The sequence below is a fragment of the Enterobacter cloacae complex sp. P18RS genome (assembly GCF_014982105.1).
In the GTDB taxonomy this organism is placed as follows: domain Bacteria; phylum Pseudomonadota; class Gammaproteobacteria; order Enterobacterales; family Enterobacteriaceae; genus Enterobacter; species Enterobacter hormaechei_C.
This window is the reverse complement of the sequence record NZ_JADCKV010000011.1, coordinates 406213-432809: the sequence shown is the minus strand read 5'-3', so window position 1 is coordinate 432809 and position 26597 is coordinate 406213. Positions and strand designations below refer to the sequence as shown.

The 26597-nt window shown below is 52.2% G+C and carries 20 protein-coding genes, 1 tRNA gene and 3 pseudogenes; 15 read left to right on the top strand and 9 right to left on the bottom strand.

The features are described from left to right. Positions 1-121: 121 nt before the first annotated feature. Positions 122-1174, bottom strand: coding sequence for a phosphoporin PhoE (gene phoE, locus INF61_RS09780; protein WP_017383128.1), 1053 nt, complete (start codon positions 1172-1174; stop codon positions 122-124). A 305-nt stretch (positions 1175-1479) separates the two neighbouring features. Here phoE and proB point away from each other — a divergent pair, with 305 nt between their 5' ends. From proB to INF61_RS09765, 3 genes are all read left to right on the top strand, one after another. Next, complete coding sequence (gene proB / locus INF61_RS09775) at positions 1480-2583, top strand: glutamate 5-kinase (protein ID WP_015571369.1); 1104 nt, start codon at positions 1480-1482, stop codon at positions 2581-2583. Between the two features lie 11 nt (positions 2584-2594). After that, complete coding sequence (gene proA / locus INF61_RS09770; protein WP_017694463.1) at positions 2595-3848, top strand: glutamate-5-semialdehyde dehydrogenase; 1254 nt, start codon at positions 2595-2597, stop codon at positions 3846-3848. Between the two features lie 111 nt (positions 3849-3959). Next, positions 3960-4035, top strand: a tRNA-Thr gene (locus tag INF61_RS09765). A gap of 14 nt (positions 4036-4049) precedes the next feature. Here INF61_RS09765 and INF61_RS09760 read toward each other — a convergent pair. Continuing rightward, a complete protein-coding gene (locus INF61_RS09760; RefSeq protein WP_193547735.1) occupies positions 4050-5213 on the bottom strand; it encodes a site-specific integrase in 1164 nt (387 codons plus the stop codon). 80 nt (positions 5214-5293) lie between these two features. On the opposite strand from INF61_RS09760, the pseudogene INF61_RS09755 reads away from it, so the two are divergent. From INF61_RS09755 to INF61_RS22875, 6 genes and pseudogenes are all read left to right on the top strand, one after another. Then, positions 5294-6883 (top strand): annotated as a pseudogene (locus INF61_RS09755) (lytic transglycosylase domain-containing protein); the annotation flags it as partial. A 155-nt stretch (positions 6884-7038) separates the two neighbouring features. Continuing rightward, the gene (locus INF61_RS09750) at positions 7039-8865 is read left to right on the top strand and encodes a phage head-binding domain-containing protein (protein WP_193547734.1); all 1827 of its coding nucleotides are present in this window, start codon (positions 7039-7041) and stop codon (positions 8863-8865) included. Between the two features lie 132 nt (positions 8866-8997). Further along, entirely contained in the window at positions 8998-10305 is a 1308-nt protein-coding gene (locus INF61_RS09745; protein ID WP_227413469.1) for a hypothetical protein, read from the top strand. 11 nt (positions 10306-10316) lie between these two features. Further along, a complete protein-coding gene (locus tag INF61_RS09740) occupies positions 10317-11270 on the top strand; it encodes a glycosyltransferase (RefSeq protein WP_193547732.1) in 954 nt (317 codons plus the stop codon). Next, positions 11267-11671, top strand: coding sequence for a GtrA family protein (locus INF61_RS09735; RefSeq protein ID WP_193547731.1), 405 nt, complete (start codon positions 11267-11269; stop codon positions 11669-11671). The genes INF61_RS09740 and INF61_RS09735 overlap by 4 nt, the downstream gene beginning before the upstream one ends. A gap of 118 nt (positions 11672-11789) precedes the next feature. After that, positions 11790-12098: pseudogene (locus tag INF61_RS22875) on the top strand (S24 family peptidase); the annotation flags it as partial. Here INF61_RS22875 and INF61_RS09730 read toward each other — a convergent pair. The 6 genes and pseudogenes from INF61_RS09730 to INF61_RS09705 form a co-directional block, all read right to left on the bottom strand. Then, a pseudogene (locus INF61_RS09730) lies at positions 12087-12275 on the bottom strand (cyclopropane-fatty-acyl-phospholipid synthase family protein); the annotation flags it as partial. The pseudogenes INF61_RS22875 and INF61_RS09730 sit on opposite strands and share 12 nt — an antisense overlap. A gap of 10 nt (positions 12276-12285) precedes the next feature. After that, positions 12286-12543, bottom strand: a complete 258-nt coding sequence (locus INF61_RS09725) for a YjhX family toxin (RefSeq protein WP_017694448.1) — start codon at positions 12541-12543, stop codon at positions 12286-12288. Between the two features lie 259 nt (positions 12544-12802). Beyond that, positions 12803-14740 (bottom strand): bifunctional diguanylate cyclase/phosphodiesterase, encoded by a 1938-nt coding sequence (locus INF61_RS09720; protein WP_193547730.1) that lies wholly within the window; start codon positions 14738-14740, stop codon positions 12803-12805. A gap of 17 nt (positions 14741-14757) precedes the next feature. Continuing rightward, on the bottom strand, positions 14758-15252 hold the full coding sequence (locus INF61_RS09715) for a molybdopterin-dependent oxidoreductase (RefSeq protein WP_032652666.1): 495 nt from the start codon (positions 15250-15252) through the stop codon (positions 14758-14760). 383 nt (positions 15253-15635) lie between these two features. Further along, entirely contained in the window at positions 15636-17420 is a 1785-nt protein-coding gene (locus INF61_RS09710; protein WP_047057904.1) for a diguanylate cyclase, read from the bottom strand. A gap of 114 nt (positions 17421-17534) precedes the next feature. Beyond that, positions 17535-18644 (bottom strand): AI-2E family transporter, encoded by a 1110-nt coding sequence (locus INF61_RS09705; RefSeq protein WP_017383139.1) that lies wholly within the window; start codon positions 18642-18644, stop codon positions 17535-17537. A 157-nt stretch (positions 18645-18801) separates the two neighbouring features. On the opposite strand from INF61_RS09705, the gene mmuP reads away from it, so the two are divergent. The 6 genes from mmuP (at position 18802) to tauD (ending at position 24750) form a co-directional block, all read left to right on the top strand. Further along, complete coding sequence (mmuP, locus tag INF61_RS09700) at positions 18802-20202, top strand: S-methylmethionine permease (protein ID WP_017694445.1); 1401 nt, start codon at positions 18802-18804, stop codon at positions 20200-20202. Continuing rightward, on the top strand, positions 20189-21121 hold the full coding sequence (mmuM, locus tag INF61_RS09695; protein WP_193547729.1) for a homocysteine S-methyltransferase: 933 nt from the start codon (positions 20189-20191) through the stop codon (positions 21119-21121). The genes mmuP and mmuM overlap by 14 nt, the downstream gene beginning before the upstream one ends. A gap of 222 nt (positions 21122-21343) precedes the next feature. Then, positions 21344-22306 carry a taurine ABC transporter substrate-binding protein gene (tauA, locus tag INF61_RS09690; protein WP_017383142.1) on the top strand — a complete coding sequence of 321 codons (963 nt, stop codon included), beginning with the start codon at positions 21344-21346 and terminating at the stop codon, positions 22304-22306. 10 nt (positions 22307-22316) lie between these two features. After that, positions 22317-23084 carry a taurine ABC transporter ATP-binding subunit gene (gene tauB / locus INF61_RS09685; protein ID WP_193547728.1) on the top strand — a complete coding sequence of 256 codons (768 nt, stop codon included), beginning with the start codon at positions 22317-22319 and terminating at the stop codon, positions 23082-23084. Beyond that, positions 23081-23908: a taurine ABC transporter permease TauC gene (tauC, locus tag INF61_RS09680; RefSeq protein ID WP_017383144.1), complete on the top strand. Its 828-nt coding sequence runs from the start codon at positions 23081-23083 to the stop codon at positions 23906-23908. The genes tauB and tauC overlap by 4 nt, the downstream gene beginning before the upstream one ends. Continuing rightward, positions 23905-24750 (top strand): taurine dioxygenase, encoded by an 846-nt coding sequence (gene tauD, locus INF61_RS09675; protein ID WP_193547727.1) that lies wholly within the window; start codon positions 23905-23907, stop codon positions 24748-24750. Before tauC ends, tauD begins: the two co-directional genes overlap by 4 nt. Positions 24751-24829: 79 nt before the next feature. On the opposite strand, the gene INF61_RS09670 is transcribed toward tauD, so the two are convergent. Beyond that, positions 24830-26530: a lysophospholipid acyltransferase family protein gene (locus INF61_RS09670; RefSeq protein ID WP_015571324.1), complete on the bottom strand. Its 1701-nt coding sequence runs from the start codon at positions 26528-26530 to the stop codon at positions 24830-24832. Positions 26531-26597 lie beyond the last annotated feature (67 nt).

Genomic DNA, 26597 nt, shown 5'->3' with positions numbered 1-26597 from the left:
GCGCCGGGTGGCGGCTACGCCTTACCCGGCATGAAAAATGTACTATCCCGTACGCCCGGTAAGCACAGCGTCACCGGGCACAAAAAAACCGGCTCAGCGCCGGTTTTTTATTACCACAACATCAGAACTGGTAGGTCATGCCCAGCGCAACGATATCATCGCTGCTTACGCCCAGTTTATTATCGTCATCGATCTGGTTGATCTTATAATCAACAAACGCAGACATATTTTTGTTGAAATAATATGTAGCACCTACGTCGATGTATTTCACGATATCTTCATCGCCGATACCTTCGATATCTTTGCCTTTAGACTGCACGTAACCCAGAGATGGACGCAGACCAAAGTCAAATTGATATTGTGCGACCACTTCGAAGTTTTGCGCTTTATTTGCAAAGCCACCGGAAATAGGGGCCATATTGCGGGTTTCGGAATAGATAGTGGCCAGATAAATATCGTTGGCATCATATTTCAAACCGGTTGCCCAGCCTTCTGCTTTTTTACCTTCGCCGCGTGCCTGAAGGTTTTGATCGTTAGTGCGATCGGAGCTGGCATAGGCACCAATCACAGAAAAATCGCTGCCGCCGAAGTCATAGCTCAGGGAGGTACCGAAGCCGTCACCGTTTTGCTTCTTCACGTCGCGGTTTTCATTTTTGCCCTGGTATTGCAGGGTCATATTCAGGCCGTCAACCAGGCCAAAGAAATCGGTATTACGGTATGTGGCCAGACCGGAGGCGCGTTTCGTCATGAAGTTATCGGTCTGTGCCAGTCCGTCACCGCCGAACTCCGGGAACATATCGGTGTATGCGGCGACGTCATACAGCGCGCCCAGGTTACGGCCGTAATCCAGTGAGCCGAAGTCTTTCAGTTTCAGCCCGGCAAATGCCAGACGTGTTTTTTGAGAAGAGTCGCTCTCAGCTTTGTTACCTGCGAACTCAGCTTCCCAACGTCCGTAGCCGGTCAGCTGATCGTTAATCTGCGTTTCACCCTTAAAGCCGAAACGAACGTAAGTCTGGTCACCATCCTTAGCGTCATCATCACTGATGTAGTGCATTGCTTTTACTTTGCCGTACACGTCCAGTTTATTCCCGTTTTTATTATAAACTTCTGCTGCCTGAACAGATGCGGAAGCAACTACGCCCATTACCACTAATGCCAGAGTGCTCTTTTTCATTTTCAATCCTGATTTTATAAAAACGCGCTAATATTCGCTGAGCAATAAGATTCGACTTATTACCCCGTGAAAAACAGGAAGGGTTTTATCGTTCGTGGGTGAAAGTTTTATGACAAAGTAAGAATATGTCTAAAAAAGTATGTTTTAATTTTTCGGTAATAAAATTGTCAAAATCTGCCGCTACGCTTCCTGATCCCGCGCAACAAAGTGACGGGTCATGCGCTAAGGCAGTTGGCAACGGAGCTGACACCTGTTAAAACGTCTGACTGACATCATTTTCCCTTATTGTTGAACGGCAGAGAATCATGAGTGACAGCCAGACGCTGGTGGTAAAACTCGGTACCAGTGTGTTAACAGGCGGATCGCGCCGCCTGAATCGTGCCCATATCGTTGAGCTTGTACGTCAGTGCGCTCAGTTGCATGCCGCAGGGCATCGTATTGTGATTGTGACTTCCGGGGCGATTGCCGCCGGGCGTGAACACCTGGGCTACCCCGAACTCCCCGCGACGATCGCCTCCAAACAGCTGCTGGCCGCCGTGGGACAAAGCCGACTCATACAGCTCTGGGAACAACTATTCTCCATCTACGGCATTCACGTTGGGCAGATGCTGCTGACGCGTGCGGATATGGAAGACAGAGAACGTTTCCTGAACGCCCGCGATACGCTGCGTGCCCTGCTGGATAACCATATCGTTCCGGTCATTAACGAAAACGACGCTGTTGCCACCGCTGAAATCAAAGTGGGCGACAACGATAACCTCTCTGCGCTGGCGGCGATCCTGGCAGGGGCCGATAAGCTGCTGCTTCTGACCGATCAGCAGGGGCTGTTTACCGCTGACCCGCGCTCTAATCCACAGGCTGAACTGATCAAAGACGTTCACGGCATTGACGATGCGCTGCGTGCCATTGCGGGTGACAGCGTTTCTGGTCTGGGGACCGGCGGCATGGGCACCAAGCTCCAGGCCGCGGACGTGGCGTGCCGGGCCGGTATCGACACCATCATCGCCGCGGGCAGCCGTCCGGGTGTGATCGGTGATGTGATGGAAGGCATCTCTGTGGGCACTCGCTTCCACGCCCAGGCGTCCCCGCTGGAAAACCGAAAACGCTGGATCTTTGGTGCGCCACCGGCTGGCGAATTGACCGTGGATGAAGGCGCGACCGCCGCTATTCTGGAAAGAGGAAGCTCGTTACTTCCAAAAGGAATTAAAAGCGTGACAGGCAACTTCTCGCGTGGTGAAGTGATCCGAATCCGTAACCTTGAAGGTCGCGACATCGCTCATGGCGTAAGTCGTTATAACAGCGACGCGCTGCGTCGAATTGCTGGTCACCATTCCCAGCAGATCGACGCCATCCTGGGCTATGAATATGGCCCGGTTGCCGTGCATCGTGACGACATGATTATTCGTTAAGGAGCCAGAACATGCTGGAACAAATGGGCGCAGCCGCGAAAGCCGCCTCTTATAAACTGGCGCTCCTTTCCAGCCGCGAGAAAAATCGCGTGCTGGAAAAAATCGCTGATTATCTGGAATCTCAGTCGCAGGAAATTTTGCTCGCCAACGAGCAGGATCTGCTGGAAGCGCGTCGCAACGGCTTGAGTGAAGCGATGCTCGATCGTCTGGCGCTGACCCCGGCGCGTCTGAAAGGTATTGCCGACGACGTCCGTCAGGTGTGCAACCTCGCCGACCCGGTAGGGCAGGTGATTGACGGTGGGGTGCTCGACAGCGGATTACGCCTTGAGCGTCGCCGCGTGCCGCTTGGCGTCATTGGGGTGATTTACGAAGCGCGTCCAAACGTGACGGTGGATGTCGCCTCCCTGTGCCTGAAGACCGGTAATGCCGCGATCCTGCGTGGCGGGAAGGAGACCTGGCGCACCAACGCCGCGACGGTAAACGTCATTCAGCAGGCGCTGGAGGAGTGTGGTTTACCGGCGGGTGCCGTGCAGGCGATTGAAAGCCCCGACCGTGCGCTGGTCAACGAGATGCTGCGCATGGACAAATACATCGACATGCTGATCCCACGCGGCGGCGCGGGCTTGCACAAGCTGTGCCGTGAGCAATCTACCATTCCGGTGATCACCGGTGGTATTGGCGTATGCCATATCGTAGTGGATGACACCGCGGAGGTAGAACCTGCGCTGAAGATTATCGTCAACGCTAAAACACAGCGTCCAAGCACCTGTAATACGGTAGAAACGCTGCTGGTGCATCAGGGCATCGCCAGTACCTTCCTGCCAGCGCTGAGCAAGCAGATGGCGGAAAGTGGCGTCACGCTGCATGCGGACGAGAAGTCTCTCGCCCTGCTGAAAGACGGTCCGGCGAAGGTCGTTCCGGTTAACGCGGAGCAGTACGACGATGAGTATTTGTCGCTGGATCTGAACGTGAAGGTAGTTGCGGATCTCGATGACGCTATTGCGCACATTCGTGAACACGGAACCCAGCATTCTGACGCGATCCTGACGCGCACCCTGCGCAATGCCGATCGGTTTGTGAATGAAGTGGATTCGTCTGCGGTTTACGTGAATGCCTCGACGCGCTTCACCGATGGCGGCCAGTTTGGTCTGGGCGCGGAGGTGGCTGTGAGCACTCAGAAGCTGCACGCCCGCGGTCCGATGGGGCTGGAAGCACTGACCACCTACAAGTGGATCGGCTACGGTGATGATACGATTCGTGGGTAAATAATCGCGGGTGATGCAAAAATAGCCGTTTGATTCAAAAGGGCATTGACGCATCACCCGGTTAGATCTACTCTTTTGCCCCGTGGTTACGCTCGTAACCGGCCTTTCAGGGCCGATATAGCTCAGTTGGTAGAGCAGCGCATTCGTAATGCGAAGGTCGTAGGTTCGACTCCTATTATCGGCACCAGTCATATCAAGTAGTTACACATCATTTGTACCTTCCTTATTTTCGCTATGGGACAGATTTGGGACAGAACACCCAAAAATCGAGTCTATTTGCCGCGCATGTTCGGTCAAGTGATTAGGCGCAAGGTGAGCATATCGACGAACCATTTCTATTGACTCCCAGCCTCCCATCTCCTGCAACACAGAAATAGGCACTCCAGCCTGAACAAGCCAACTTGCCCACGTATGTCTCAGGTCATGAAAACGGAAATCCTCAATTCCTGCTCGTTTTAGTGCAGCCCTCCATGCAGTGTTGGCGTCGTAGCGCATCTTCCTCACTACAGGTGATTTAGTGCCGTCAGGCTTAGTGCTGCTTTCCTTGTAAACGAACACCCACTTGTGGTGATTTCCGATTTGCTTTTTCAACACCCGACAAGCAGTATCATTCAGCGCCACGCCAATAGCCTGATTAGACTTGCTCTGCTCCGGGTGAATCCAGGCAACCTTTCTCTGCATGTCTATCTGCTGCCATTCCAGATTGATGATGTTCGAACGCCTTAAGCCAGTAGAAAGCGCAAACTCCACGACTGACTTAAGCGGCTCCGGACATTCATCAATCAACCTTCTCGCCTCGTGAGGTTCAAGCCATCTGATCCGCTTGTTCTTCGGTTGAGGAACTTTGACGATAGGAGCTTTATCAAGCATCTTCCATTCACGTTCCGCAGACCTGAGAAGCGCCTTAATGAATGAAAGGTGTGTTGCTTTTGTAGCTACCGCAGCTGGCTTTGGTTTGTAATCTGGAGGCTGCTTTCCTTTCTTGCGACACGCCTCTTCCATGAGCTTCCAGTTTTCCTCATGCCGACGATTTGTCATCTTCTGAATGGCAGAGTAAATCTTCGTTTCTGTAATGTCCTTCAACTGCATCCCTGCAAAATGCTGTAGCCAGAATCCTATCCGGCTCTTGTCGTCGTCCAGTGACTTCTTATGAGACTTCTCCTCCAGCCACCTGACACAAGCCTCCTCAAAGGTCATGTCAGGGGTTTCTCCTAATTTACTCACCCTCCATGCTTCGCCCTTTAGCTTGTCATGAAGCTCCGTGGCCTGCCTTTTGTCCTTTGTCCCAAGAGACTGCTTAAATCTTTTGCCGTCCGGCAATGTGAAACTGGCGTACCAGGTTTCACCTCTGCGGAAGAGTGACATTTCTTTTCCTCTTTAATGCCATCACCCGCGCTCACGCCGACAGTATGCAGCGGAGACTGAAGCGCCGCAATGCATGCTTGCCGTGTTGTGAGGTAACCACCGAAGGGTTAGCACAGGATTTAGGCCTTCAGCAGGGAGCGCTAACCCCTCAGACCACGGAAGGGAAGATATTTGCCGAAGCATTGCCATATCTGACCCCTGTAGGTGCTGAGAGAATTGCCACCCAGGCTCCGACGATTGCCGGTCGTGTAGCGCAAGGAGCATCGCGCTTACTGGCAGAGAACGCAGTAGGCTCTATGGCTGCGAATAGCGAACAGAATAACCCTTCAGCACTGGCAACAGACCTTGGTACTGGTGTTGTATTAGGTGGCGCCATTAATCAGATAGGACGCGTTGCTGGCGCTGCATATCGTGGAGTAAAAGGCGCAATCTCTCCGGAAGCGCAGCAGGCGATCCGATTCGCCAATTCTGCGGATGTTCCGCTTCATACAACAGACGTATTGCAGCCAAATTCCCGCGTTGGACGAATGGCACAGACAACTGCGGAAAATATTCCATTCGCCGGCACAAGCTCCATGCGAGCTAATCAGCAGGAAGCTCGCAGTCAGCTGGTAGATGAGTTTGCGTCACGATTTGGGGAGTATGACCCATCAATTGTTATTGGCAGTCTTAAAGCAAAAACCTCAGGAATTCGAAAGGCGGCAGGAAATCGTCTTGAACAAGTTCAGGGTGCGATGGCCGGCGTGAATATTCAGCCAACCAGAGCCATACAGCAGATTGATGACGAGATTGGTAGACTGCAAAGATTAGGCGAAGTCGCAGACAATGACACAATTAACAAGCTTCAGTTGTACAGAAATGAACTTGCTAAAGGAGATGTGGACCTTGAGCAATTAAGCAGGTTAAGAACGCAGTTCAGGATGGATGTAAGAGGAGAGAGGACGCAGATGCCACCTCCAGCTGAAGCGGCAGTCCAGCGAGTCTACAGGGCTATGACAGGAGACATTGATAACTCCATTGGACAGAACCTTGGAAACGACACTCTACGACGCTACAAGCAGGCGAATGCGGTATACGCTGATGAAGCCAGCAAACTTCAGAATACACGCTTGAAGAACGTTCTGATGAAAGGCGATCTGACACCAGAAGTTGTTAACAACATGCTTTTCAGCAAGAACAAATCTGAAGTCCAAAACCTCTACAACTCAGTAGGTCAGATTGGGCGAGCCCAAATGCGTAACGGCATTATCGGCAAGGCGATGGAGAAATCTGGCGGTTCACCTGACCAGTTTCTGCGGCAGGTTAACCTGATGTCTAACCAGACTGGAATCGCGTTTAAAGGACGTGATGCTGCATATCTGAAAGGACTGAAGAACTATCTTGAGTCAACGAAACGAGCGGGTCAGGCTGGGGTAACTACTCCGACAGGTCAACAGACTATCCCATTCATAATGGGAATTGGCACTGTTACCAACCCTGCATTGATAGGAGTTGGTGGCGGGTATGGGTTGCTTGCAAGAATGTATGAGAGCGAGCCTGCACGTAATGCAATGCTTCGCCTGGCTAACACTCCAAGAGGCTCTACAGCCTTTGAGAAAGCGTTATCTGATGTTGAACGAGCAGTTAACTCATTCGCTCAGGGTGCGAAATCTGAGGCATTAAGTGAATAGGGCGACGCCTACACAAATACCGAAGATTAAGAAAGCAAAGTTCAACCAGTCTCGTTCCATAAATCCTCCACTCTTTTAATCAATTATAACCGACCTTAACGCAACGCTGCGCAAGTTTTAGCTTGTGCGGCTTTGCTGCGCCCGGAGCACAGTAAATGGCGACAAACACTGTCATTAGCATGCCTTCGCAGTTATTCACTGCATCGCGTTCTTTTAAAGCACTGGCAAATGGGAAAGTGTACGTTGGTCAGGTAGATACTGACCCTACAATTCCATCTAACCAGATTCAGGTTTACATAGAAAACGAAGATGGGAGTAAAGTTCCAGTTAGTCAGCCGTTAATAATTAATGCTGCCGGATTTATTGTTTACGGCGGTCAAATTGTTAAAATTGTCGCTGATTCAAACTACAGCATGGCTGTATATGATGCATATGGAACGCAGGAATTCTATTTTCCTGACCTACTGAAGTACAATCCTGACCAGTTCATTCCGGAACTTGCTGACCCTGATAGCACGGTGATCATAGCTGGAACCGAGGCTAGCAAGATCTCCTATGCTGCAACTATCACTGCCAACATGAACACTGTGCAGGAGCTTATTGCAGCGCATGTTCCAGACAATATCGGGATCGTCATTACAGCTTGTTATTATGATGTTTTCGGAAAGCGTGACGTATGGGTTAGATCTACGGAAATGGACCTTCCTAGCAAAACTCCAATCCAGCTTAACAAGCTTTCTGTGACTGATGCTAATGGCTCTGTATGGAATCTTGATATTTCATCAGGATATATCTACATCGATTCAATCGGAGCAAAAGGCGATGGAACTACAGATGACTGGTATCACCTTGAGCTCTGCTTCAAAAATGCAGAGCAAGGAACAAACAGAATTGTAAAAGGAAATAAGTCAGCTTACTTCTTCTCTAAGCCAATACTATTAAAAACAGGAAGGCACCTTGAATTCAATGCAAAATTTGGGGTTGATATCACTTATGGAGGCCAGCTTCTTTCTTCAACAGATGCTCCTAGTGCAACCACACCAATAGGATCAGGGTTCACATCAACATTTTCAGACAAGCAGGCACAGATTGTGGTCGCACACAAGGATGGCCAGTTTGCAAGATATTGGTCAGTTAAAAACTGTTATATCAAAAATGACAGCGGCACATCCTCAACATTTGGTATTTATTGCCCTTTCGGCAATGCCTTTGATCTGGAACATGTCTGGTCTATAGGTGGGCTTACTGGATTTGATGCGAGAAATATTTACACGTACTCTTTTAGCGGGTGCTACTTCGCCGCTCCAGTTGGAATAACTGGCACTGTTGGAATTAATGTCACGCCGATTCAAAATGGATTGGGCTCTGGAACGTCTGGAACGTATGAGCGCGTAGGAATTGTAGGTTATAAATACAGCTGGATATTCACAGAGATGAACTATACAACTCTTACTAGTTGTTATAGTGAAGATACCAGAACCAGATACGCCTTATTTCTTACTAGGTGCAATGGAATAAATATAAACACATATGGAATAGAAAACCTGACCGTCGTTTCTGGTGATGGAAGGCTTGCTGCTATTGCCGATAGCCAAATTTCTATCAACGCACTACAAGCTTCATATAACATAAACCTTTCTGGAGTAAGTGCTATAACAGTAACTGGTAACTCACAGGTTACAATCAACGATGTGTTCATTGTTGCAGTTGGTTCTCCATATGTACCGCTCCAAACCGACAACACTTCTCGTGTGAGAATGTTTGGATTTAAATCAACAGGCCCTACGCCTCTTGTCAATATCACTGGATTGCAAACTGTCATTTATGGTGATCAGGGGAGAACAGAATGCGCTAAATTTCCTGGAAACTGGAACGGTGGATTCTTGAGGATTGGGGATGTGAGACTATGGGATGATGGAACAGGACTACGTATTAAGCGTGGAACAGACCCAGCAAATGTCTCTGATGGCACAGCCCTATAACAAAAACAGGCCACTTCGGTGGCCTTTTAACCCCCTGTTGCTCCCCCAAAGAACTTGCCTGCCTACGCCTCATGTGTGAAAATCCCCGCCTAAATCCTCAGAAAAAACCTAAAATTAGATGATTCAATGTCAATGACAAGGATAGATATTAAGAGGTCAACGCCTCAGATTTTGTTGTCACTGTTTGGGCTGATTATGACGCTCATAGCGTTTTATCCTGGCATAGTAAGCAGTGATGCCCTTGACCAGTATCAGCAAGGATCAAGATTCATATTCACAGACTGGCACCCACCAGTAATGAGCTTTATTTGGTCGATTACAGATAAGATAATACCAGGTCCATTCGGCATGCTCCTTCTGGAGTGCTTAATGTACTGGGGTTCTCTTTTACTGCTATCAGCATCAATTCCAGCAAAACATAAATACCTCTCCCTGTCAGTGATTGTTGTTGGGTTCATGCCGTTTGCATTGGGTACGCTAAGCCACGTCCTGAAAGATGTCTTCCATGCCGTAACATGGATGCTTGCAGTTGGCCTCGTTGCCATGGCTAACCGGAGTGAAACAAGAAAAAGGAAGTTCATTATCTTTGCCGGCATGCTTCTGATAACTGGAAGCATGTTTAGATTCAATGCCATATTCGGACTCATTCCACTGGCATGGCTGCTGGTTGCAGATGATAAACCATGGGCATGGAGAAAACTGGCGTTTTCATTCGTTTTATTCCCACTATGCGCAATACTTTTAACTTCAGTTTTTAACTACAAAATCCTAAATGCATCAAAATCAAAGGCTTTCCAGTCGCTTATAGTTTTTGATATTGGCGGGATATCACACTTCTCTGATAGCAACCTCTTCAAGGAAGAGTGGAGCGATGAAGAAGACAGCAAAATAAGGAATGAGTGTTACGATTCACGGTCATGGAACAGCTACGCGTGGGGGCCATGCGATTTTGTTCTCAAAAGGCTTGTTACATCTGGAGCATGGGATGATGGTTCTTTGATGGGAAAATGGCTGGAGGCTATTTACCATCAGCCAACTGCATATCTTCAGCATCGCTATGAAAACTTTAAGAACCTGCTGTGGGAACCAGGAGGAATTCTGGAAGACAGGACGGCAAGCAACTCATTAGGATTCGAATACAAAAAGACAAAAGCCTTTGCTGGATTGCAAGGGATAACCAATTTCCTTCGTGACACCCCACCGTTTAAGCCTGGATTCTGGTTAATAGTTTCGTTGGCATTTTCTTTGTATGGACTGTTTGCCAGCAAAGGAGAAGCGAAAAACTTAATCATTGCCTTGAATACATCCAGCTTCCTTTATCTGCTTGCTTATCTGTTTGTAGGGGTTGCATCAGACTTCAGGTACGCGTACTGGTCTATTATGGCTACTTCCGTAAGCGTTCCATTTATTTTGCTGTCTATCAAAACTAGAAATAATTAACCGAGGTTAGTATGCATTACCGTGGTCAGCACGTGGCATTAATTGTTCCATGCTATAACGAAGAATCAGCGATAGAGTCTGTTGTTTATGGGTTCAGAGAGGCGCTCCCAGAGATAGACATTTATGTTTTCGACAACAACTCAAGCGATCGCACTGCACAGGTAGCAGAGGCAGCGGGAGCGAAAGTTATCGCGGTAAAATTGCCCGGCAAGGGTAACGTAGTAAGACGCATGTTCGCAGATGTAGAGGCTGATATCTACGTGATGGTGGATGGTGATGCGACCTATGAAGCAGGAGCGGTTAAATCGCTGGTAGACAAGCTTCTTGACAATCATCTAGATATGGTTGTCGGGTGCAGGAAGACAAGAGAAGAGATTACCGGAGAGGCTTACAGGCGCGGTCACCAGTGGGGCAACTACATGCTTACCAACAGCGTTGTGAAGATTTTTGGCGGTAACTTTACGGACATGTTATCCGGTTACCGCGCATTTACTCGCAGGTATGTGAAATCCTTCCCGGCTATTTCTCGCGGTTTTGAGATAGAAACAGAGCTCACCGTGCATGCTCTTGAACTTCGCATGCCTTATGGTGAAGTCATGACTGAATATGGTGCGCGTCCAGAGGGCTCTGTCAGCAAGCTTTCAACATATCGTGATGGATTCCGCATCCTGAAGATGATTGCGCGGCTGTATATTACTGAGCGCCCATTTGCCTTCTTTGGTATCTGCGCGCTGCTTATGGCCTTGACCTCAGTTATTCTCGGATTCCCTCTGCTCACAGAGTATCTTGAAACGGGCCTTGTTCCCAGATTCCCTACTGCAATTCTAGCTGCTTCAATCATGATTGCCTCAGCACTTTCATTTGTCTGCGGATTAATCCTGGATAACGTTACCAGAGGACGACATGAAATGAAGAGACTGGTATATCTAGGAATACCACTTCCATCCATGGGCAGCAATAAATGATAAAGGCTTTAAGAGAGTTGTTTTTCTTCGCTATCAGCGGAGGTCTTGGTTTTCTCGTGGATACTGCGGTTCTGTACCTGCTAATGGGAAGCATGGGGCCTTACATAGCAAGAGGGCTCTCTTTCCTTTCCGCAGTTCTGTTTACATGGCTTTTCAACAGGAGCGTCACCTTCAAAGGCAAAAGCTCAAACATGAAGGCCGGTTCAGAATTCGCGTCGTATCTTTTGCTCATGCTATGCGGTGGTGCTGTTAACTATGGTCTGTACAGCTGGCTTATAACATCTTACAGAATTGTTTTTGAGCATCCAGTAATAGGAGTAGCAGCAGGTAGCATTGCCGGAATGTTTGTGAATCTCGCAACATCGAAGCTCATTCTTTTCCGAAAGGAAGCGAATAACTAAAATTCAAAACATAGCAAGCCATTAGCCCACTCAGGTGGGCTTTTTGTTAACTACGTATTGATCGATACCGCCGATCGATAATACTGTATGCATATACAGTAACTATCGGAGGTAAGTTATGGGATTCCCGAGCCCGGCCGCTGATTACGTTGAAACACGCATATCGCTTGATGATGCGCTTATCCAGAAACCAGCCGCTACGTACTACATGCGAGCGTGTGAGACTATCTACAGGTGCGGCATCATGAAAGATGCGCTGCTTGTCATCGACTCATCCCTTAAACCATGTGACGGCTCGCTGCTTATCTGTGACTGCAATGGTGAGTTTAAAGTAAAGAGGTATCGCACATACCCGCAACCTCATCTTGAGAACGTAGCGAACGGGAGAAAAGAAAGGTTGCCTGGGAACGACGAGGGTACCGGTAATACCGTAATCACGTGCCCAGGTACAAAGCATCTCTCCCGAGCCGCTGCCGAGATCGAGAATGCGAGTGCCTGGCTTCATGCGTAACACGCGGCCCAGCGTCGCGTACTTCTCTGGTGTAAAGGGGTTATGAATGCGGTGTTCGCTTTCGCTAACAGTAAAAATACGTGGGATATCCATCATCCTCTCCTCAACGATTATCAGGCTGAGCGCGAACATTGTTCAGCCCCGTAGTGTTAATGCGGTAGGGCTGACCGTTAACGGATTTGATCAGCTTTTTGGTTTTGAGCTTTTTGAAAACGGCGAGCGTGCAGTCAGCCAGCAGTAGCCCTTCGCGGCTATAGCATTCAACGGCGGTGACGCGGCCAGAGTTATCGCGGACGTGCACAATACGGCCACCTTTGGCGAGAACGTGTAAGGTACGTTGTTCCTGACGGGATAAATTCATACTGGAAAACCTGTTTAATCATCATGTGCAAAATGTGCAAACACACAGCGGTGTCCGCATACGATTTCGGCGCATTGATAATCAGTCCGGCCTGGAAAGGTCGGGAAGCTGATTATCGGATGATTACATTCTCCAGCATCAAAGCCTCGGTTTGAGTTGATAGGTATTTACGGGGTGAATGATAACACCTGGTTATTGTCAGTGAATACCCAGGGGTGAAAAATGTGATCCCGGTTGGTATCGGGCTGAGCAGAGGGGATCATTCCTGGCCGCTCATAATTTTGCTGTCGACCTGAGGCTGTGGTTTGCTGAAAAGATATCCCTGCACAAGCTCGCAACCCAGAGCCTGAAGCCGCTCAAGCTGCTCTTCGGTCTCAACGCCCTCGGCAATGACGCCCATATTAAGGCTTTTAGCCATACCGGTAATCAGCTTCACAATATTAAGCGCATCTTCCTGCGTAGATATCGGATTGACAAAAGATTTATCGATCTTGATTTTATCAAAATTCAGTTCGCTGAGTCTGGAGAGCGACGAATAACCCGTGCCAAAATCATCAATAGAAATTCTTACGCCCAGTGAGCGTAGTTTTTTGAGGATCGCAATGGGGTTATTTCTGTCACTGAAGAGGGAAGACTCTGTGACCTCTAACTCAAGACGGTTAGCCGGTAGCCCGGTCTCAGCCAGAACGGACTGCACCGTATTAATAAATGATTTGCTGCCCAATTGAACAGGCGAGACGTTGACGGAGATCCTGGCCGGAACAGCCCAGGAGACCGCCTCCCTACACGCCAGTTTAAGTACAGTTTTACCTATCTCGTTGATCATGCCTGTTTTTTCAGCGGCGAAAATAAAGCTATCCGGGGAGAGCATCCCCTTGACGGGGTGCATCCAGCGAATAAGCGCTTCATAGCCGTAAATTTCCTTGCTGACGGAATTCACAATAGGCTGGTAATAAACAATAAACTCATCATTCTCTATTGCTCTTGCCATATCATTTTCAAGGGTTCTGCTTTCCTGCAACTTCTGTAGCATTCGCTGGCGGAAGACTTTGATTTGCTGAGAACCTTCTTTCTTGGCTTCATAGAGCGCCAGATCGGCAAATTTATAAAGGTAATCTGAACGTCGTTCGTTATCCGATAAAACAATACCCACACAGGTGGCTATTTTTATAAGTTGATTATTAATTGTATAGGGCTTGCTGATGCTATCACTGATTTCTCGCGCGCGTGAAACGGCTGCGGCTTCGGTTAAGCCACTGGAGAGAAACGCAAATTCGTCGCCGCCCAAACGATAAAATGTCTCTGAAAAGCGGCTCAAAGCGTTAAGGCGCGTGGATACCTCACGTAACAGTAAATCGCCAGCATCATGACCGTAGGTATCATTCACCTCTTTGAACCGGTCTAAATCGAATAACATCACCGTGACCGAAATATGTTTTTCCTCAGCCTGTAGATTAAGTTTATTGAGATCATCCCAGAAGAAAAGACGGTTTTTCATGCCGGTAAGGGAGTCATGATAAACATCGTATTCCAGTTTTGTATTCTGGATTTGCAGGGTTTCTTTGGACAGCTGAAGTTCTTCAGCCAACGTTTTAACCTGTGTATGTGCTTTGAGGATGTTTTTATTTTGATAGATAATCAAAAAGCCCAGTATGAAGCTTAAAATAACCAGTAACAGCGAAAGTGCTGAATAAATATAATACAGAACCTGTATTTTTAGGTTAGTCTCATTGATTGTATTAACATCTTTTGTTAAAGCCGTTGATGAAAGCTGGCTTAGCGGGGCATCCAGTGAATGCATATTTTTCAGATAGAGCTTTAACTCTGAACGGCTCATTTTCTCAAGATGACCATCCAGATAGTTCAGTATCTTTTCCAGGCGTAAGGCGAGCGCCTGATGCGCTTTTTCGCTGTTTATATAACGACCCAGGCCGCCCTCTTTCAATAAATCATTCTGGCTCAGCATGATTTCCAGGCGCATGCGAACCTGGTCTACCGTAACGTCATCAGTCTCGGTTGCGTACAGTCCAATCCATGATTCAAATCGGTAATATTCAGATACCAGTTGGGCTACAGACCAGGACTCAGTGTAGTGAGTCAATTTTTGCAACTCCTGCTGACGGTCGTAGACAAGAAAGGCTATATATCCCGTAGTGATAAAAAGAGAAAAAATGATACCAACCAGTATCCTGTTCATTATGTTCTCCTGAACTACTATTCAATCTTCATTTTGCTGACCTGCCAGGCCGATCGCGAGTAATAAATCTGATTATTGAGTTCAGGAAGACTGTCATAAGGGTAGACGATGAATGACGGACCTTTATCGCGGATGCGCATATATTCGCCATTGACCTTTAAAGCCAGGATGGCGTTGTATTTCTGGAAGTCGCTGAGAGGGATGACGGTCGTGTAATCATTGAGTGCAACCACATTCAGGACAGAACCCTTTGCACCCACATACTCCATGAGTTTGCGCATCGGGATACCCTCAAACTTCGTGCGGCCATTATACCAGGGAGAGGTCGTCTGGAAACTCACCATCCCCAGTTTTTCAAGGCTGGCAATATCAAAAACGGCTTTTCCATTTTCGTTCGTATTTTCTATATTACCGGTAATGGTTAAAATGGGTTTGCCCACAGGTTTTGGCAGTTCGCCAGCCCAGCCTAAACTTTGTACCAAAAAGCAGCACAGCATTAGGATTATTCGCATATTAGCCTCCTCTTTTTAACAGAAGTATAAGAATTATAAGTTATTTATCCTATAAGTTTGTCTATTTTGTTGAACGCCACGTCTTTTTGCAAACGCTACTTGATTAAAATCATAAAAATCAAAACGATAGCGGTTTTTTGCCTCGTGATTGCAGACCGCTGGCTGGAGCTTACGTTTTTTAAAACATAAAAACTCAGTGTAATAAGCCACCCGAGTTTAAAAAATGATCGCTTTGATTTATTGATATATTTACGCACCCCCATTTTTTATCAATGGTGGCATCGTTAAGATTGATTTATTTGTACAAAGAATGATAACGCACCCTCAATGTGAGGGAATAAGAGAGTGCGAGTACCTCTGACGTCATTTGCACTGAGTTTCGGTTAACCCGTCTCCAGCATACTGAAACTGACGATCCGCGAGCGCCCCAACTCTTTCGCCCGGTAAAGCGCCACATCTGCTGCGCGCAGCAGGTCGTCGCTTTGGGTGTGCTGCGGGTAACTGGCGATCCCGATCGACACATCCACCGGGCCAATCTCAGCAAGCCCATAGCGCAGCGACAGCGTATGGACGCCGTTATAAATCTCCGTTGCGCAGGCGTGAGCCGCTTCCTCATCCGCACCCGTTAGCAGCACCAGAAACTCTTCGCCACCAAAGCGGAAGGCCAGGCCGGCATCGTGCACGGCACGCTGAACAATTGTCGCCACGCTCTTAATCACATGATCGCCAGCCTCATGGCCGAAGCGATCGTTAATGCTTTTAAAGTGATCGATGTCGATCATCATGCAGCTCACCGGCTCATCATTGCGCATTGCCTGAGCTATCTGAGTGCGCAGGGTATCTTCCAGGTGGTGGCGGTTACGCAAGCCGGTGAGCGGGTCGAATAGCGCTTTTTCCAGCAGGGCATCGCGCAGACGCTGGTTGGCCAGCGCCAGACCCAGGGCTTCCGCCATTAATTCGAGATATGCGCGGGACGGCGCCGTTTCAGGCGTGATGTTCTGAAACGACAGCAAACCAATGGCTTCCCCCTGCGCAATGAGCGGCACGCACAGTGAGCTGTCTTTTTGTGATTCAGGCAGATGCTGGCAACCGATATCCGGCTCGCCGTTGACCGGTGGGTGGCTCTGACCACGGCGTATGGCCCAGCATTGATCGGGGTGGAAAGCATTTTTTTCTCCCTGTGGAGATAACCATTCCGCCGCACAGCGCATCTCCCACGGGTTTCGATCCAGGATATACAGACGTCCGGCGATACCCGGCGCAATGTTGGGAGCAAACAGCTCTGCTACCTCAATCACGTCGCTGACGTTCTCGCACCCCTGCAAGCGCTGGGTCATTCGCGCGAGCAGCTCGCGGATGGCCCAGTCTGCGTCGCGTTCTTTTTCAAGCCGCTGCCTTGCCAGCCCGTTCTCGCGGAAAATGCGAATGGCCTGCGCCATATCGCCTATCTCATCGACCTGGTTGAAATTGGGCGTTTCGACGCCGTAATCCTGTGAGGCCAGGCGGTGAACCACATCGCTGAGGCGTACTACCGGGCGCAGCACGCGGTGCTTGAGAATAAAGCCCATCACGAATAAGAAGAGCAGGGCGGTCAGGCCGACCATCACCTCTGAGGCGGTACGCAGCGTTTTCGACGTGTTGGTCGCTGCCTGGACATCGGCAATAATGCGCTTATCCAGCAGCATACGAAAATGGTCAATCTTGCTCTGGGCGCGTTCCGTTTCAAGTTCGTAGATTTTGCCGAAGAGTAACGCAATGGCCTGTTGTTCCTCACCCCGGGCGACGCTGGCAATTGCTGCCTGCTGTTCATCCTGTAGGCCATCAACAATCTTCAGCCCTTCATACAGCAGCGCCAGCTCTTCGCCCGTTGCGCCCGTATCTTTTAATTGTCCCACTTTGTGTTCAATATTCTTCAGTTCACCTTCTTTCGCCTGGTACGCTTTCAGCACATCGGGCTCTTTTTTGATGGCGTAAAGGCGCGCTAAATCGGAGAGCATCCAGGTTTCTGCTTCAATCTCTTCCGTAAGCTGGTCAAAAATTTGTCGTTGCTTAACAGCCTGACGCTCTACGTTGTCGGCATGGGAAGCCATCAGCATGACGATACCGGAGGCAATGGTCAGGCACACCGTGACACCATAGGCCCAGTTTGTGATCGTGGCGATTCGCACCTGTTGGATCCTTCTACGACAAATGTGGAAGAGCGTTCATTTCAGATTATAGAAAACCCCTGATTTATCGCGAAAAAAAAGGCGGCACAGGGCCGCCTGACAAAACGCGTTTCGTTAGAGATCCGGAGGGTTTTTTCCCTCTTCGATAAAGTCTGCGTCCAGCTCCTCGGCGTTGCCTGCGTGGTCGCGGCCGGAGAAGAGGTTCCAGCAGGCGATAAACAGGGCGGCAATCAGCGGCCCAATCACAAAACCATTAATGCCGTACAGCTCCATACCGCCGAGCGTGGTGATCAGTATCAGGTAGTCCGGCATTTTGGTGTCTTTGCCCACCAGCAGCGGACGTAAAAGGTTGTCCACCAGCCCGACGATAATGACAAAAAAGCCCACAATGAACAGACCCTGCCACAGCTGGTGAGTGGCAAACAGGAAGATCGCGGCGGGAACCCAGACGATAGCCGAGCCGACGGCGGGCACCAGGGAGAGGAACGCCATCAGCGCTCCCCACAGTACGCTACCGTCAATACCGACGATGGCAAAGGCGATACCGCCAAGCGTACCCTGAACCACTGCCACGACCGCCGTACCTTTTACCGTGGCCCGCGAGACGCCGACAAACTTAGCGAACAGGTGCTGTTTGGCGAAGTCAGACAGCGGCAGCGAGTCGAGGATCTGGCGCACCAGATAGGGCCCGTCTTTGAGCAGGAAAAACAGCAGGTACAGCATAATACCGAAGCTAATAGCAAAGCCGAACGTCCCTTTACCAATCAGGAACGCGCTTCCCGCCAGATACTGTCCACCCTGTAACGCGACATCGGAAAGCTTTTTCTGAATCTGCGCGGCGTTGGTCAGGTTGTGATCCGCCAGGAAGCCGCTGGCCCAGTCCGGCAGGCGATTGAAGATACCGGCGATGACTTCCGGGAACTGCGTGTTGTTCTGTTGCAGCTTGGTGTAAACCATGTTCAGTTCCACCGCGAGCGAGGAAAGGATCACCATCAACGGAATAAACACGATCAGGCAGATAATGCCGAGTGTAAGGAGGGAAGCCAGCCCGTTGCGATCGCCCAGCGCGGTACGCAATTTGTTTTTCACCGGGTTGAAAATGATGGTCAGGATCGCGGCCCACAGAATCGCCGAGAAATAGGGTGACAGCACGTCAAAGAAAGCCCAGGTAACAAGGGCCAGGATGAGAATAAAGAAACCTTTGGTCAGTCCGTTAAATCGCATAGTGAGTCCAGGTGAAGAAGAAACTGTGTCGACTATAGAACTGATTTAAAGATTTACCAATAATTGCGCCGAAGTCGTGCCGGGTGGCTTTTTGTTAACAATCGCGGTATAACACCCTTCTTTGGATGTTTAGATGTCCATACGTTTAGAAGGTAATATGCAAACAGAACAACAAAACGGGCAGCTTAAGCGCACCATGAAAACCCGTCACCTGATTATGCTCTCGCTGGGGGGCGTTATCGGCACAGGGTTATTCTTCAATACCGGATACATCATTTCGACAACCGGCGCGGCGGGCACGCTGCTGGCGTATCTTATTGGTGCGCTGGTGGTCTGGCTGGTTATGCAGTGTCTGGGTGAGCTTTCCGTAGCAATGCCGGAAACCGGCGCGTTCCACGTCTACGCCGCTCGTTATCTCGGCCCGGCGACAGGGTATACCGTGGCGTGGCTCTACTGGCTTACGTGGACAGTGGCGCTGGGATCGAGCTTTACCGCAGCCGGGTTCTGTATGCAGTACTGGTTCCCGCAGGTTCCCGTCTGGACGTGGTGCGTCGTCTTTTGCGTGGTGATTTTTGCTCTTAACGTCATTTCCACGCGCTTCTTCGCCGAAGGGGAATTCTGGTTCTCGCTGGTGAAAGTCATCACCATCATCGCCTTCATTATTCTCGGCGGGGCGGCGATCTTCGGTTTTATCCCGATGCAGGACGGTTCACCGGCGCCGGGCTTAAGCAACCTTACTGCCGAAGGCTGGTTCCCGCACGGCGGTCTGCCGATCCTGATGACCATGGTGGCGGTCAACTTTGCCTTCTCCGGAACGGAGCTTATCGGCATCGCGGCAGGAGAAACGGAAAACCCACACAAGGTTATTCCGGTTGCTATTCGCACCACCATCGCCCGACTCATCATCTTCTTTATTGGCACCGTATTTGTGCTGGCGGCGCTGATCCCGATGCAGCAGGCTGGCGTGGAGAAAAGCCCGTTCGTGGTGGTGTTTGAAAAGGTCGGCATTCCGTATGCGGCGGATATCTTTAACTTCGTGATCCTGACGGCGATCCTCTCGGCGGCGAACTCGGGCCTGTATGCCTCTGGCCGTATGCTGTGGTCTCTGTCTAACGAGAAAACGCTGCCGCGCTGCTTTGCCCGCGTCAACAAAAACGGCGTGCCGCTGACGGCGCTCTCCGTTTCCATGCTGGGTGGCGTGCTGGCGCTGTTCTCCAGCGTGGTCGCGCCGGATACGGTGTTTGTGGCCCTGTCAGCTATTTCCGGTTTTGCGGTGGTGGCGGTGTGGATCAGCATCTGCGCGTCACACTTCGTGTTTCGTCGCCGTCACGTGCAGTCCGGGCAGCCGCTTTCGGCGTTGCAGTATCGCGCGCCATGGTATCCGCTGGTGCCCGTGCTTGGCTTTATCCTCTGTCTGGTGGCCTGCGTCGGCCTGTGGTTTGACCCCAGCCAGCGTATTGCCCTTTATTGCGGGCTTCCGTTTGTCGCCCTGTGTTATGGTGCGTACTACCTGACCCGAAACCTGACCACGCAGGAGCCCGAACATGTCGCAGAATAATCCGCTTACCGCCCTCCTTGAAAACCAGCCGTTTGTCGTGCTGGATGGGGCGATGGCAACGGAGCTGGAAGCGCGCGGTTGTAACCTTGCCGACAGCCTCTGGTCGGCCAAAGTGCTGATGGAAAACCCGGAGCTGATCCGGGACGTGCACCTCGACTACTACCGCGCGGGGGCACAGGTGGCGATCACCGCCAGCTATCAGGCCACGCCTGCGGGCTTTGCCGCACGCGGGCTCGACGAGGCGCAATCCCGGGCGTTGATTGGCAAAAGCGTAGAGCTGGCACGCAAAGCGCGGGAAGCGTACCTGGCAGAGAATGCGCAGGCGGGCACGCTGCTGGTGGCGGGGTCGGTAGGGCCGTACGGCGCGTATCTTGCCGATGGATCTGAATATCGCGGCGATTATGTGCGTCGCGCTGAAGAGTTCACCGCGTTCCACCGTCCCCGCGTGGAGGCGCAGCTGGATGCGGGCGCGGATCTGCTGGCCTGTGAAACGCTGCCTTCTTTCCCGGAGATTAAGGCGCTGGCGGCGTTGCTGACGGCGTATCCTCGCGCCCGGGCATGGTTCTCATTTACCCTGCGTGACAGCGAGCATCTGAGTGACGGGACGCCGCTGCGGGATGTCGTTTCTGCGCTCGAAAGCTATCCACAGATTGTCGCGCTGGGGATCAACTGTATCGCGCTGGAAAACACCACCGCGGCGCTGACGCATCTGCACAGCCTGACGTCGCTGCCGCTGGTGGTCTATCCGAATTCCGGCGAGCATTATGATGCGGTGAGCAAAACCTGGCATCACCACGGTGAAGCCTGCGAGACGCTGGCGGGGTATTTACCGCAGTGGCTGGATGCCGGTGCGAAGCTGATTGGCGGCTGCTGTCGCACCACGCCGCAGGATATTGCTGCGCTGACGGTTCAGCGCTGAGGTCTTTGCCGGGTGGTGGCTGCGCCTTACCCGGCCTACAAATTGCACGAACCGTAGGCCGGGTAAGCGCAGCGCCACCCGGCGAAACAACCGCACAAAATTCACTATCCTTTCCCGCTTTTTTTCTAAAAACGAATCGTCATTAGCGATTCTTTTTTATTCCTTTATCAAAATTCTCGCGCCGGAAATACTGCCCTCATAACAACAAGGGGAGCAGACATTATGGCAATTTCATCGCGGATCACACTTCTCGGCGCACTGGCGCTGTGGGCATTTCAGGCGCAGGCGGTGGACGTCACCGTCGCGTATCAGACTTCCGCTGAGCCGGCGAAAGTCGCGCAGGCGGATAACACCTTTGCCAAAGCGAGCGGGGCGAATGTCGACTGGCGCAAGTTCGACAGCGGCGCGGCGATTGTGCGGGCGTTAGCCTCGGGCGACGTGCAGATTGGCAACCTGGGCTCCAGCCCGCTGGCGGTGGCCGCCAGCCAGCAGGTGCCGATTGAAGTCTTCCTGCTGGCGTCGCAGCTCGGAAATTCCGAAGCGCTGGTGGTGAAGAAAAGCATCACGAAACCCGAAGATTTGATCGGCAAACGCATCGCGGTGCCGTTTATCTCCACCACGCATTACAGCCTGCTGGCAGCGCTGAAACACTGGGGCATTAAGCCGGGCCAGGTGCAGATCATCAACCTGCAACCTCCGGCGATTATTGCCGCCTGGCAGCGTGGCGACATCGATGGAGCATACGTCTGGGCGCCCGCCGTCAACGAGCTGGAAAAAGAGGGCACCGTGCTGACCGACTCCGAAAAAGTGGGGCAGTGGGGCGCGCCAACCCTTGACGTCTGGGTCGTACGGAAGGACTTTGCCGAGAAACACCCTGAAGTGGTGAAAGCCTTCGCCAAAAGCGCCATCGACGCACAGCAGCCATACATCAGCAACCCGGATGAATGGCTGAAACATCCCGCCAACCTGGAGAAGCTCTCACGTCTGAGCGGCGTGCCGGAAGCTGACGTGCCGGGGCTGGTAAAAGGCAACACCTATCTGACGCCTGCGCAGCAGGTCCAGCAGTTGAACGGGCCGGTGAGCAAAGCGATTGTCGACACTGCCACGTTCCTGAAAGAGCAGGGCAAAGTGCCTGCGGTGGCGGCGGATTACAGCCAGTTCGTGACCGATCGCTTTGTGAAATAAGGGGGCTGCAATGCTGAACATTACAAACCTGTCTGCCGATTACGGCGGCAAACCCGCCCTGGAAGAGATCAACCTGACGCTGGACAGCGGTGAACTGCTGGTGGTGCTGGGGCCGTCCGGCTGCGGGAAAACGACGCTGCTGAACCTGATCGCGGGGTTTGTACCGTATCAGCACGGCACGATCCAGCTGGAAGGAAAACGGGTAACGGGGCCGGGCGCAGAGCGCGGCGTGGTCTTTCAGAATGAAGGATTACTCCCGTGGCGAAACGTTCAGGAAAACGTTGCGTTTGGTCTGCAACTGGCAGGTGTAGCGCGTGAACAGCGCCTGAATACGGCGCGCGATATGCTGAAAAAGGTCGGGCTGGAGGGAGCTGAAAAACGCTTTATCTGGCAGCTTTCAGGCGGGCAGCGTCAGCGCGTCGGGATCGCCCGCGCGCAGGCGGCTAACCCACAGCTGCTGTTGCTGGACGAACCTTTCGGGGCGCTGGATGCCTTCACCCGCGAGCAGATGCAAACCCTGCTGCTGCGCCTGTGGCACGAAACCGGCAAGCAGGTGCTGTTAATCACCCACGATATCGAAGAGGCCGTGTTTATGGCGACGGAGCTGGTGCTGCTCTCACCGGGGCCGGGACGCGTGCTGGAGCGCCTGCCGCTTGAGTTTGCCCGCCGCTATGTGGCGGGAGAGCCGGTACGCAGCATCAAATCCGATCCGCTGTTTATTGAACAGCGTGAATACGTCTTAAGCCGCGTGTTTGAGCAACGGGAGGCGTTCTCATGAGCATTGTTTTCAGTGAAAAAACGCGGCGGACGCGCCTTGCCTTACGCTGGCCGTTCTCTCGCCAGCTCACCTTAAGCCTCAGCACGCTGGTGGTGCTGCTGGCGGTATGGTGGGCGGTTGCCGCGCAGCAGTGGGTCAGCCCGCTGTTTCTGCCCCCGCCAGGCCAGGTTCTGGAAAAACTAATTACTATCGCCGGGCCGCAGGGCTTTATGGATGCCACGCTCTGGCAGCATTTAGGCGCCAGTCTGATGCGTATTCTGGTGGCGCTGCTGGCGGCGGTCATTATTGGCGTTCCGGTGGGGATCGCGATGGGACTGAGCCCGACGGTACGCGGCATTCTCGACCCGCTGATAGAGCTTTACCGTCCCGTCCCGCCGCTGGCTTACCTGCCCCTGATGGTGATCTGGTTTGGCATCGGCGAGACGTCAAAGATCTTACTAATATACCTGGCGATATTTGCGCCGGTAGCCATGTCGGCCCTGGCTGGCGTAAAGAGTGCGCAGCAGGTACGCATACGTGCGGCGCAGTCGCTCGGCGCCAGCCGCGCGCAGATACTGCTGTTCGTCATTTTACCAGGCGCGCTGCCGGAGATACTGACCGGGCTGCGCATCGGCCTTGGGGTGGGCTGGTCTACGCTGGTGGCGGCAGAGCTGATAGCCGCCACGCGCGGCCTTGGGTTTATGGTGCAGTCGGCGGGAGAGTTCCTGGCGACTGACGTGGTACTGGCAGGGATCGCGGTGATCGCCGCGATTGCCTTTGGATTAGAACTGGGACTGCGCGCGCTACAGCGTCGCCTGACGCCCTGGCATGGAGAAATACAATGAGTGAACGACTGACCATTACCCCGCTGGGGCCATATATTGGCGCGCAGGTGTCGGGCCTGGACGTAACCCGTCCGCTGAGCGATAACCAGTTTGAGCAGCTGTACCACGCGGTGCTGCGTCATCAGGTTGTATTCCTGCGCGAACAGGCGATCACCCCACAGCAGCAGCGCGCGCTGGCCCTGCGTTTTGGCGACCTGCATATCCACCCGGTCTACCCGCATGCGGAAGGGGTGGAGGAAATTATCGTGCTGGACACCCATAACGATAACCCGCCCGATAATGACAACTGGCACACGGACGTTACCTTTATCGACACACCGCCAGCCGGGGCGATTCTGGCAGCAAAACAGCTGCCGGAAACGGGTGGGGATACGCTATGGGCCAGCGGGATTGCTGCGTTTGAGGCGCTCTCCGCGCCGCTCCAGACCCTGCTGAGCGGCCTGCGGGCGGAGCATGACTTCAAAAAATCGTTCCCGGAGTACAAGTACCGTAAAACGAAAGAGGAACATCAGCGCTGGCTGGATGCGGTCGCAAAACATCCCCCGCTGCTGCACCCGGTGGTGCGGACCCATCCGGTGACGGGCAAACAGGCGCTGTTTGTGAATGAAGGGTTCACCACGCGCATCGTGGACGTAGCGGAAAAAGAGAGTGAGGCGCTGCTTGGCTTCCTGTTCGCGCACATCACCAAACCGGAGTTCCAGGTGCGCTGGCAGGAGAACGATCTGGCGATCTGGGATAACCGCGTCACGCAGCATTACGCCAATGCGGATTACCTGCCGCAGCGAAGGATTATGCAGCGGGCGACGATCCTGGGGGATAAGCCGTTTTATCGTGCGCCTTGATTGCCGGGTGGCGGCGTTGCCTTACCCGGCCTACGTTTAATTGTAGGCCCGGTAAGCGCAGCGCCACCGGGCAACGGAGCTAAAGGTGTGCTTCTATATACCGCTGATAGCGGTTTGCCTTCAGATAACACAGATCCACCAGCACCAGCCCGTCGATACAGTTATTGAACGCCGGATCGCTGCCGAAATCGATAAACTGCACGCCGCCTGGCTCGCATAGCTCGGAATACTGTTTATAGAGCGGCGGGATGCCGCAACCCAGGTTGCCGAGCAGGGATTTCAGCTTTGTCAGGTCATCCACGTAATCCACCCCGCCAAACTGTGCCAGCACGTCCGGAAGTGAGGCCGGGTAGGGTTGACGCGAGGCGGCTAAGGGATGGCTGGCCGGAAACCAGAGACGATAAAACGCCACCAGCAGATCCCGTGCGGCAGGCGGTAAGCCGCCGGAGATGGACACCGGACCAAACAGGTAACGGTAATGGGGATAGCGTGCCAGATAGGCGCCAATGCCTGACCACAGATAGTCCAGACCGCGACGCCCCCAGTAGCGCGGCTGTATAAAGCTGCGCCCCAGCTCAATACCGTGCTCAAGTATGTCCTGCATTTTTTCGTCGTAGTGGAACAGGCTGTAGCTGTACAACCCCTCGACGCCGCGCTTTTCCACCTGCATGGCCGTTGGCATAAAGCGGTACGCGCCGACAATCTCCAGGTCATCGTCATCCCACAGAATAAGGTGCAGATAGTCATCATCGTAGCTGTCGGTATCCCGGCGCTTCCCGCTGCCTTCCTCCACGGCACGAAAGGCAATCTCGCGCAGCCGCCCAAGCTCGCGCAGCAGAGGCGCCTCTTCCTGCCCGTTGCGCTGCCAAAGATAGATGGCCTTACCATCGCTGGTTTTGCCCAGACACTCGGCCTGCGCCAGTTCGCGCTTCAGCGTGGCCCTGTCTTCCGGGCGGGCAATGGCGCACTGGGTTTTAAAGACGCCAGGCAATCCCTTGCCAAGACGTATCACGTGCTGACGACACTGCTCGGCCATCTCACGCGATGAAAGGGTAGAACTAAACCGGTCATTCCAGGCAATCTGCTGGCCGATTTTGATCGGCAGCTGACTGTGACGGCGGCGAAACATCTGTTGCATCAGCAGCAGCATGGATACCGTTGGCGAGACCAGGGTACTGGCATAAAACAGCAGGCTGTTGTGCGCCTGGATATGTACCGGGAGTAGCGGCACCCGTAGTTTGCCGGCCAGCTTGATAAAGCCCGGATGCCATTTTTTATCGCGGATGCCTTTGCGCGTTGGGCGGGAAACTTCGCCCGCCGGAAAGAAGATCAGCACGCCGGCGTTTTGCAGGTGCTGCTCCATCTGTATCAGCGAAGCTTTTGCGGTTCTGCCGCCCATATTATCTACGGGAATAAATAATGAACTGAGGGGCTCAAGGTGGGACAGCATCCTGTTGGTAACAACCCTGACGTCGCGGCGCACGCGGGAAACGGCATACAGCAGCGCCAGCCCATCCAGGGTGCCGGTGGGGTGGTTCGCTATCACAATGAGTGGGCCGTGTTCGGGGATTTGTTCGAGGTCGCGGGCGGAAACGGAGCAGTGAATATCAAGGTGTTCCAGAACCTGCTCCACCATATCCAGCCCTTTCAGGTGACGGTGGCTGGCGGCAAACTGCTGAAATTCGTCTTCGTGAAGCAGTCTTTTTAACAGACTTTTTTGCCAGGGTGCGGGCCTCGCCTGAGGCCAAAGGTCATCAAGAACGCTGTCGAGACTAAACATTGATCACTCCTCCTGCCGTCTTGCCCAGACAGTAGAAGGAGGAGATGTCGTTTGTATTGCAGTTTGG